The organism is Propionivibrio pelophilus DSM 12018 (assembly GCF_059569095.1).
The window spans coordinates 1-10,235 of the sequence record NZ_JCANUT010000081.1 but is presented as its reverse complement, the minus strand read 5'-3'; the positions used below and the strand labels follow the sequence as shown (position 1 = coordinate 10,235).

The 10,235-nt window shown below is 57.1% G+C and carries 7 protein-coding genes and 1 pseudogene; 4 read left to right on the top strand and 4 right to left on the bottom strand.

The window, feature by feature from the left end:
* A pseudogene (locus BO74_RS19670) lies at positions 1-242 on the top strand (group II intron maturase-specific domain-containing protein); the annotation flags it as partial.
* 142 nt (positions 243-384) lie between these two features.
* On the opposite strand, the gene BO74_RS19665 reads toward BO74_RS19670, so the two are convergent.
* From BO74_RS19665 to BO74_RS19655, 3 genes are all read right to left on the bottom strand, one after another.
* Entirely contained in the window at positions 385-1,230 is an 846-nt protein-coding gene (locus BO74_RS19665; protein WP_496444873.1) for a pyruvate, water dikinase regulatory protein, read from the bottom strand.
* Positions 1,231-1,265: 35 nt separating this feature from the next.
* On the bottom strand, positions 1,266-2,018 hold the full coding sequence (locus BO74_RS19660; protein WP_496444871.1) for an SDR family NAD(P)-dependent oxidoreductase: 753 nt from the start codon (positions 2,016-2,018) through the stop codon (positions 1,266-1,268).
* 133 nt (positions 2,019-2,151) lie between these two features.
* Positions 2,152-2,691, bottom strand: a complete 540-nt coding sequence (locus BO74_RS19655) for a DUF2284 domain-containing protein (RefSeq protein WP_496444869.1) — start codon at positions 2,689-2,691, stop codon at positions 2,152-2,154.
* 186 nt (positions 2,692-2,877) lie between these two features.
* Between BO74_RS19655 and BO74_RS19650 the strand changes: the two genes are divergently transcribed.
* Positions 2,878-8,328 (top strand): tyrosine-type recombinase/integrase, encoded by a 5,451-nt coding sequence (locus BO74_RS19650; protein ID WP_496444867.1) that lies wholly within the window; start codon positions 2,878-2,880, stop codon positions 8,326-8,328.
* 71 nt (positions 8,329-8,399) lie between these two features.
* Here BO74_RS19650 and BO74_RS19645 read toward each other — a convergent pair whose 3' ends face one another.
* Positions 8,400-9,266, bottom strand: a complete 867-nt coding sequence (locus BO74_RS19645; RefSeq protein WP_496444865.1) for a hypothetical protein — start codon at positions 9,264-9,266, stop codon at positions 8,400-8,402.
* A gap of 489 nt (positions 9,267-9,755) precedes the next feature.
* On the opposite strand from BO74_RS19645, the gene BO74_RS19640 reads away from it, so the two are divergent.
* Positions 9,756-9,917 carry a hypothetical protein gene (locus BO74_RS19640; RefSeq protein ID WP_496444863.1) on the top strand — a complete coding sequence of 54 codons (162 nt, stop codon included), beginning with the start codon at positions 9,756-9,758 and terminating at the stop codon, positions 9,915-9,917.
* Between the two features lie 50 nt (positions 9,918-9,967).
* The coding region (locus BO74_RS19635) for a helix-turn-helix domain-containing protein (protein ID WP_496444875.1) at positions 9,968-10,235 on the top strand (268 nt) is incomplete at its 3' end.

The following is a 10,235-nucleotide window of genomic DNA, read 5'->3' as shown; positions in this document are numbered from 1 at the left end:
CGCCGAAAGTCTGGCGAACGCTGGACGAATGGATGCGACATCGGTTGCGGGCAATACAACTCAAGCACTGGAAGCGCGGCACGACAATGTATCGGGAATTAAAAGCCCTCGGTGCGCCGGAAGTTGTGGCGTGCAGGGTGGCTGGAAATGCACGTAGCTACTGGCGAAATGCCGATCGGCTACTGAAAACGGTACTGACTATTGCCTACTTTGATCGACTCGGAGTTCCTCGTCTCTCATGACCTCAACTTCTCGAACCGCCCGGTGCGGACCCGCATGCCGGGTGGTGTGGCAGGGGCGCAGCCTATAAGGGCTGCCCCCTATGCCGATGCCGGATTATCTGGTCGCCCTTCCGGCCGGCGCACGCAACACTTCAGGAGAACGTCAGCTGCCCGACGCCTGCTCGGCTTGGGCGGTGTCGCTCGCGGACTTGCGCAGCATGTCGATGATCATCGCCGCCGTCTGCTCGATCGAACGATTGCTGACGTCGATGATCGGCCAGCCGCAACGGACAAATAGACGCTTGGCCTCGATGATTTCCTTGCGCAGGAGATCCTGATCGGCGTAGGTCGTATTTTCCTCGTCGTTGAGGCTTTTCAGGCGCGCCGTGCGAATCAGGGCGAGCCGCGCCGGGTTGATCGTCAGGCCGACGACCAGCGGCCCTTTCAACCGCAACAGGCCAGCCGGCGGCTGCGCGCCCGGAACCAGCGGCACGTTGGCCGCCTTGACGCCGCGCGATGCGAGATACATGCACGTGGGCGTCTTGGTCGAACGCGAAACGCCGACGACAACAACATCAGCCGTTTCGAGATCATTGCCGCCGATACCGTCGTCATGCGCCAGCGTGTACTTCATCGCTTCGATACGCCGGTAATAGTCCTCGTCGAACGCATCACCGGAACTGGTGTAGTACTTGACCGGCGCATCGGAGAAGTGCGCCAGCCGGCCAATCAGAGGTTCCAGCGCAAACTGGAAGGGAATGTGCAACTGACGGCACCCCTCTTCCAACGCCTCGCGCACGTCGCCGTGACTGATGCTGTGAATGACGAATCCGGGCGAGGTTTCAAGCTCCGTCAGGAGCTGCGGTACTTGGTCGAGGCGGCGGATCATCTTCCACAACCGTCGCTTCACCTCGACGCCTTCCAGTTGCGTCACCGCATTGCGCGCCAGCATTTCGACCAGTTCGCCCGAAGCGTGCGAGATAAGGTTTATGTTTAGCTTTTTCTTCAAGGCGCAGACCTCCTTTCGCCCTGCCGCTCACTCGTTCAGCGGTGATAACCGCCGTCGAGACGCATCACGCAGCCGTTGATCATGACATTGTGCATCACGTGAATCGCCAGCATGGCGAACTCGGCAGGATCGCCGAAGCGGTGCGGGAACGGGATCTGGCGGGCCAGCCGGGAATCGAGATTCTTCTCGATGTCGAACAGCGTCTGGGTACCGAACAGCCCCGGCGCAATGCCGACGACGCGGATGCCCTGCGGCCCCAGTTCGCGCGCGGCGGGGAGAATCATGCTCACCACGCCGCCTTTCGATGCCGCATACGCCGCCTCGCCGATCTGGCCCTCGTACGCCGAGACGGACGCGGTCAACAGGATGACGCCACGTTCCCCGTTCGCCGTCGGCGACAGGGCCGCCATTTCGGCCGCCGCCAGCCGCAGCATGTTGTAGGTGGAAATCAGGTTGGTATCGACCAGCTTGCGGAAATCTCCGAGGCGCATCGGCCCGTTGTCGCCGACGATCGGCTCGAAATGACCGCGGCCGACGCAATGCACCAGAACGCGGGTCGCTCCGTGCTTCTCCCGGGCCAGGGCAATCGCCCGCTCCGACGCTTCGGCATCGGTGACGTCGCAAGGAATGGCAAACGCCCCGATCTCGTCGGCGATTTTCTGGACACCGTCCGCGTCGATGTCGATAAGGCTGACCTTGGCTCCCGCTTCCACCAGGTGACGCGCCGTTTCCGCCCCCAACCCCGAGGCGGCTCCTGTCACCACGGCCGGACAACCCCACAAATCCATTCTGATTCTCCCAGTCGTTGCAAAGCGCTGCTTTCGCGCGAAGGGCTATTATCTGGACATGCGCAGGCGCATGCAAACATTAATCGGGATCCGTTACGCAGAAGTCCATGCGCCGAAGCATGGATAACCCCCGCTAAAACACGAGGCGCCTGGCAACCCCCGGGTTCGGACACAACAGCGCCCCGACCAGCAGCAAGTGGTCGGGCCTGCCGTTTTCCGGCCAAGGCACTCGTTGCCCCGCCAGCCCTTCGGCCAGCCCCGTCACATCGAAACCGAGCGCCTCGAGCGAATAACGCAACCGCGACGGAACGCAACAGGCGATGCCACGGGAACGCGTGCACGCCGAGCAACCGTCGCAGTGACCGGCCACCAGGGCAACGGCTTCACCGCTTTCTTTTTCGCGTAGCATCTCGCAAAGAATCTGGCGTCCGGAGAGAAAAAGCTCAACCAGGCCCTCTTTCGTGATCCCCGGATCCACCGGCATCTTGAACGTCACCAGCACGGCGTGGCTCCACGCCCCGCGTTGCGCCAGCGGAGGCTCGGCAAAGGGCGGGCAGGACCAGAACATTCCGTACTTCTCGCACGCCTGACAGTACGACTCGATGCGCACCGGGTCGTAATAGCGCATCATCTCTGCCCGGCTGACGAGTACGGTGTGAAAAGATTGCTGCATGGTACGTGAGCTAGAAATGAAACTGGGCACTCCTTACGAAGTGCCCAGCGTCGTATCTGATTGGCGCGCCCGAGACCCTTCGGAGGATAATCCATATATAAACGTATCTTACGTTTCAAATATGAGTCTTTTGGTGCAAAATGATGTAAATACTTGCATTTCTTTACATTACGCATAAACAGACTCTTGTTTGACGATACCACCAAAACCAAGGAAAGCCAAACGACCTCGGTTCAGAATGCCGATTCGCTTTCATCTGACCGGGTTCCAATTGTGACGTCTGCTCTCCCCAAGGCTTGGGGAGACATGCTGAGCTGGGCACAAGACCACTCCGTCGTCGACGACTTTCTTCAAGTCGTCAATTGCACCGGACTGACCTGCCATCCTCATGCACTTGGGCGAGTATTCGCCGCCCTCGATTCAAACGTCGCGAAACAGGTTCTCGAAAAATGGCGTCTTGAGAGCGAGTACGCGCAGACTCTTTACCGATTATCCATTGCACGTTCGGCTCAAGACCCCCGCCTCGCGGGATACCGCTCTCTAACCGACGTTGTTCCCGCCACTGCTCACATTACCGAGCACATCGCCACCTTCTATTTGCTGGCACTTCTCCTTGCCCGTCTGCCAGTCGTCGAGAGCGACGAACATCGGAACTGGTTTGAGCGGTTACGTCTTTGGCTGTTCGTCCATTGTGTTGAGCGAACCAACCTTGGGAACCCACAGGACCAGCTTCTTGAACTAGCATGCTCCAAACTGCGGCTCGCTCACGACGGCCACAAAGGATGGGTAGATCTGTTCGGGAAGCTACGAACAGATTCATTCGGCTTTGAAAGCATCGGAGTTCATCTTGCCTCAAGAGCACAGCAGATGCTGGACACCCAGTCTGCTGAAGAAGCGCTTACTCACACGCAACGGAGCCTCCTGGAAGCGCTGATTCTCGTCGCGCGGCATGAACACGCCCCAAAAAATGGCGAGGGGGTTTTCCCAGTCCAGATCAGCGAACCGAAGCCGCGCCCTGGAAAAGACATTTGGGATCTCTTCGAGGACAAACAGGAAGATCTCGTAAGTCCCGACCGAGAGGATCCAAGTCCGGTGATCCTGATTCCAGGGATCGGAGACTCCTCTGATCTTCAAAGCATCCGCGTCGACGAGAGAGCGTCATACGTCCACCAGCAACTCCAGGCCAACAGCGTTCTTCTTTCCGCAGCGGAGGATCTGCATTTCCTGCCCTGGTCGTGGAATCGCCCAAACCCGATCGAACTTCCCTTGCTTGCTACATGGCTACAGAACAGCCTTGCCTCGCCAAAACAGGAAGAAAGAGCAGTCGCCACTTTTTCTTCGATCGCGTTGATGACCGGTCGCAGTCTGAGACGCGCATTGGACATCTGTCTGGGTTCAGTTCCTGGACAGGAATGGGTGCTCGACCGGAGCGGAAAACGGCTTCTCAGAACACCGCCCAGACGAATTCCCGGATGGGCACCGGACGACCAAGACAGTTTGCCATGGATCGCACCCATGGCAGAGGTCTGCGCCCTTCCCTTGCCGGAATACGTGGCGAACTTCCTGCTCGGCCTGGATGCAGGCGTCAATGACCCCCCGTCGCTTGGTGACTTGTGGAGTTCTAACTGGGGTGCTTCGCCGGAATCGGCGTTCCTGAAGGCTGTGCAGAGGACGCTACCCCGTTTGTCGCCTGCCATGCTTGGGAATGCGCTGACACAGCACGCCTACGTGCAGAGGGGCGACGGTGTCTTTGCCAGACTCCTTTCCTCCCATCCAAGAACGGGTCTGCCTGGAGCCACCGCTTACCCAAGCTGGGGACATCCCGAAGTAGATGCGTCGCTTGCCAGCTTTTTAGAATTGTTAGGATTCGCGGACAATTTTACAGAGCCTGATGGCGAACCTCTGAATGCGCTGGGCAGCCAGTTGGCAGTTCTGGAACACATGCTTGCGGGCGCCATTGAGAAACTCAACGCCCGTGTTAAAGAAGTTCGGCAGTCAGGCTCGCTCATCGACTTCCACAATGCGGTCACTGCGGCGCTTCTGATCAAGATCTATGCGGCTACCGGGGCTCGCCCGCTTCGCGATCCCTTCTGTAGCCCGCATCATTTCGGGTTTGAAGACGGCACGGTTTTCATCGACGACAAGAATTCCCGCAAGGCGCGCACTGGCAGATTGGTCGCCTTGCCCATGTCACTGATGGCAGAGATCCAGCACTCCTACCTGAAGCACCTATCGTGTGTCGCCGATGCTCTCAAGGCGAGCGCCCCGGAACTGTCCGCAGCGATGACCGACCTGGCTCAAGGCCGGGAGTCAGATCGACTTCCTTTCTTCTTTCTTCTTGCCACGGGGTCGGGAAAGATCAGTTGGCGTCATGCGTCCGAAAAGCATCTGCGGGAACTCGATCTCTTTGTCTGTCCATTGCCCCTGAATCTGTTTCGTCACCGATTGGCAACGCGGCTGCGGCAAGACGGTGTAGATCCGGAGTTGATCGATGCCCTGCTTGGGCACGCTGAGTCCGGCGCCTCGACACATGGCGACCATTCCTTCCGTATCTGGAAGGAGGACATGACCTCACTCCGGGCTCCGCTTGAATCGTGCCTGGATGTACTCGGCTTCACTGAAATGGAAGCGTGGCCATGGCCGGCTGAAGCACTGGATGTCACATGGGAATCCGGAGGAACGAATCCCGATTTCGGAGCCAAGGCACGTGCTCGCGCGCGCCGAGAAAGAATTCGAGCTGCAATTTCAAGTGCGAAAGGCATTCTCAAATCCCATCAGAAAGGCAGAGCGCTCGACGAACTCACCAAGGCAGAACTCTACACGCTGGCGCGAGCGCTCCTGACAAACGAGACAGGACTGCCGCACCCACTGGGAGCCCTGCGATTTTCGGTGCTAATCAATGCGGCAACCGAACTGACTCGCAAAGCCGGGATGAAGGTTCGATTCAGTCACCGCTATCGGCAGTTGGAAGAGGAAAGCAGCCCTTTCACAGCTGATGGACCGGGTGCGACAAACGTCTTGAAAGCACTCCAGTCGCAAATCGGAAAACTCATTCCGGAACTGACGAAATTGCGATTGGGGAAAATGGACGCAGCCATCATCGCGGCAGCGCTCCTCGTCGTTCAGAGCCGGATTGCGGACGGTACGCTTCTTCGCGATGTTCTGGCAGGACAGAACATCCGCCTGATCCGCGCACGGCCTGGCTTCTATCTGGAGCACGGAATCAATCTGTCCACGAACGACCCTGCTGCGCCGGTTCACAGACATCGCATTTCCAACGCGGCCGCGCGTCTAATCAACATGGCACTGGATCGTTCGCAGCAACGATCATTCAGCGAATTACCCATTCCGACACCGCTCGTCGGCATCGCCACCCACCTCGTCAGTGCTGGCCGACTTAGAGAGAACGCCAAGGTGACGCAGTTTATTGCATCGCTGACGTGCGTCACTGATCAGGCCAACATCCAGACCTTGCCGGGCGTCGTTGCAGGATACCTTGGCGGACGGGTCGAATCGGCCTCGCTCGAATGGCGAGATTGGTCACGGCTGCGCTGGAACCGGAGGATTGCCGTTGATTCGGCCGACATCGATCTGACGCCAGAATCCCCTGATGACGATCTCCCTTCCCGAATGCCGGAAGTGCGGGACATCGAATTGCTGCAAAAGGAAGCACGAAACCTCTTCTCGGAAATTGGAAAGCACCTTGACCCGGATCAGACCACCTCGTCGCTGACTCCGAATTCACGCCGGAACATCAAGGCGGCAATACGGCGAACCCTCGCGGCAGCGGATGGCACAGCGCCGCGCGCCTGCCTTTTTCTTGGCGCATGGGTTGCGAGTCTGATGGAACGGAAATCCGGCCACGACGGATTCCTGGCCAGGAATGCCATCAAGCGATACTTCGGCGCCCTATCCCCTGCGTTTGCGGAAATCGGTTACGTCATTGATCTCGAACTCGCTGACGAAGACGAAATAACCGAGTTCTATACGGAAGTGCTCGAAGGTCGCGAGCTTCGTAACCCGCAATACGTTTTCGCACGCTTGAAAGAATTCCACCGCTGGCTAGCCGAGCAGGTTGAGGTCGAGAATCCTGTGTGGGCGGAACTACCCTGCCACGACGGCGCTGTTCCCGTCGACCCCGGGATCGTTGTCGAGAGCGACTATCTGCGTGCGTTCAATTTTCTGGCACGGCGGGCCACCGATAAAGAGAAATCTCGATACGCAGCACTCCTTCTTCTGGGGGCCTACCGGTTTGGACTTCGGGGCGGCGAAGTCCTTGGGTTGCTCAGATCAGACTGGATTTCGGTCGGCGACTACATGGCCGTGGTCGTACAGAACAACCGCTATCGACGACTGAAACGAAAATCGTCGCGGCGTGTAGTGCCGTCGCTGATGTCGCTTACGCCATCAGAGACCGCTCTGATCGATTGGGCAACTGCCACAGCGGAAGCCCGCGCCGGAGATGATCGCAACGCACTGCTGTTCCCGTCGGCAAACAGGAAACTGCAACAACAGCTCCGGCGACTTGCGCTTGACGCGCTCAAATCGGCCACCGGCAATCCAGACAGCAATCTGCATCGGCTCAGACACACTGCCGCAAATGAGGTCATGCGCGCCCTTGCCGGAATCGATCTGCCTGCGTGGAACAGCGCAAGCACGGCGGGAAAGAGCGAAACGCAACGCACCCAGGAACTGCTTCTTGGCCGAACGGGGCCAACACGAAGGGCTCCATGGGCAAGCGCGCGCCATCTTGGCCATGCAGGTCCTCGCACGGCATTCCAAAGCTACTACCACTTTATTTCCGATCTTGCGGAGCAATACATAGCGCTGCCTGAAGAATCTCCCCGTCAGTATGAACATGCTGTCGATCTGACACGGTTTCCGGTTCTCCCTCTCAACAAGCCTGAGTCATCACCTGTCGATTCTTCGCAGATCTACGGTCGCGCAGAAACAGTGATCAAGTCCCTTCGCCTGATTTCCCGCGGCAAGACTGAGGAGGAGATTGCAGACTGGATGGGTTGGGATACAAAGAAACTGAAGTGTTTGATAGCCGCGGTCAAGGAAATCAATAGCAAGATCGCACGGCAGGAGCAAGACGACAGCGGAGTTCCTTGTACCAGCATCGAGTGGCTGAAGCGGATCAGGAACCACGGCTGGAATCGGATGCTCAGCCTGGTGGAGAAAGTGGATCAGAAGCTGATTGAGCTCAAATCACCTGCTGTCCACATAACGTGCGCGCAGCGCATAGTTGGAAGTAGCCGGCAACTTCTGGCTTGGAGACGCGAGCACTTTCTCGCGCTTTCATGCGTGCTCGATCTCTGGAACATCCGGGGAGATCAGTATGCCCTCCTGATGACAGGAGATAGTGATCGCCTAAAAGGTATTGCAACTGACTTTGGTTTCGAGCCGGGTGACCCGAAGAAGCAGGGTCGAAGAGTGGGAGGGCAGCAGATCGATGCTGCATTCGATGACGATGAAAAAATCTTGCGCGTCGCGACACGCTGCTCGTTGTGTCTCAAAGACAGTGACGACTCCACGATCCGTAATCGTTTCGAGTTAATCGTAGCCCTTTTGTCGATCAGTTGTGCTGACGACACAGTCACACCCGAGACCCCCCCATCAAACGGAAAGTGTTAATCAGACCACTCTCTACCGCAAAGATCAAACGAGCCTTAATCCGGCAGTTACCCTACGCCATAAGCATGATTCTATAGCTGCGAAAGAAGCGGCGGCGAATCGAGAGCTGCTCCGTCGCAAGAATCGATAGATACAAGACGGTCGATCTTTTTGCCTGGCGAAATCCATTCCGTTTCAATAATGAGCTCATACATCGACCCATCAAAGAGTCGGTCGCGCAGGGGTTTTTTAAAGGATTCTTCATCAAAAAGAATCGCCAGTGTTTTTCGACTTTCCGTGCAAATAAAAACGGTTCGTGTCATTCCTCGCAAACCGTCGATTTCTCCGACCGCTGTCCACCGAACGGGCTCGGGCAATGGCAAATCTTTCGTTGGACGATATGCGCCGGCAACAAGCATTTCGCAGTTCTTTGTCCTTAGCAAGTGAGGTTCGCCAACTTTCTTTCCACTTACGCCAGCTAGAAACTTGTCGGCCAGTACACCTACAACTTCGTTCGTCTTTTCGGAAATTTCGAGCGGGAACAACTGCTCCTGGCCAGATATTTCCTGTCCCTCAAGAACACGGTGAAAGAAAACGGTTAGTGCTGCAGTTATTTCAAGGAGAACCTCGTCTGGAATAGCTGCATCGTGGCGAGGAAAGATGCCAACTCCCGGCTTGGCCACACGCCTCCCGTCTTCATAGCGGAAGGCCGGCGACACGGCAAAATTCGCCTGGCTAATGCCGGTGACATGACACGTCAATTCCAGGAGGTGGGGAAGAAAGTCCAGAGACGCCGCCCAATTGATTGCGTGGAGGGGACCCAGCTGAAAATTTAGGTCAACGCTTTCCTGAAAGCACAGGGCACGGGCGTGTTCTAGCCACACAAGGGGCACTTTGAGTTCGCTTGAAGTAGCTCCGTGCGAGTTGTCGTCGAGATTGAGTTCAGTAAATTTTTCCATGCATTAGAGCTTCGCCGAGAACCTGAGATTGCCGCCAGTGACTAAAACGGCATTTTTTGGGGGGGAATCGCCTCATCGACAATTCTTCCCGGTGCATGTCAGAAAATTGGTAGCATTACCCCGCAAATTTCGCAGTAATCTGCAACGAAATCCCACAGGTCGCTCAGCGGTTAAAACTAGCCATGATGACAGCGAGTAATCTCACGCACATGGCGCAAATACTGTTCGCGGTGCCGCAGGAGGTGCTGCAATGAGCGGTAGCACGACACGCAACGCGCGCACGCATCGCATCGCATCGCGCGGACAAAACACTGGAAAAATACGCTGTGGAGAAACGGTTCGAGTGCTGCGTTCGTTCCGGCTCTTGGTGAAGCACAGGATCTCCAACCGGTTCCTGCGCACCGCCGCCTTAGCCACGTTTTCGAAGTAGCCTCCCTGATACCATTGCACAGAAGATATACGACACCTGCTCGTCACGAAAGCAACAGCATGACCAATTCGATGAACATGATTGCACCTCTCCTCGACGAGGAGATGGAGGAACTTGAGCGTTTTCTGCTGTCCGGGGCCGTTTCCGATGAGGCGATGTCGCTGGACTGTCGGCGCGCGATTAAAAGTACCCAGCGATGCGCGTTGAAATTTACCTATTGATCCGGCCCGATGAAGTATGAACTTATCCGGATTTTTCGTGTCTGATGATGATGGAAAAAGAGAACGCCAGAAAGCAAACGCTGGAACAACTTCATGAGCGGCGCAAGCAAGTGATTCGATTGCACCAGAAGGCAATCAAGATCATGCAGATTGTCGCGATGACGGGCTTGAGCTACCCGGCGGTACGCGCCACGATTGACCGGTTTGTTGAGGGCGGGTGGTCAGCCATTCGACCGACTGCACGGGGCCGAGCGCGAGGCGACGGGCGATGCCTGAGTGAAGCGCAGGAAGAAGCGATTCGCCGCACGATCATCGACA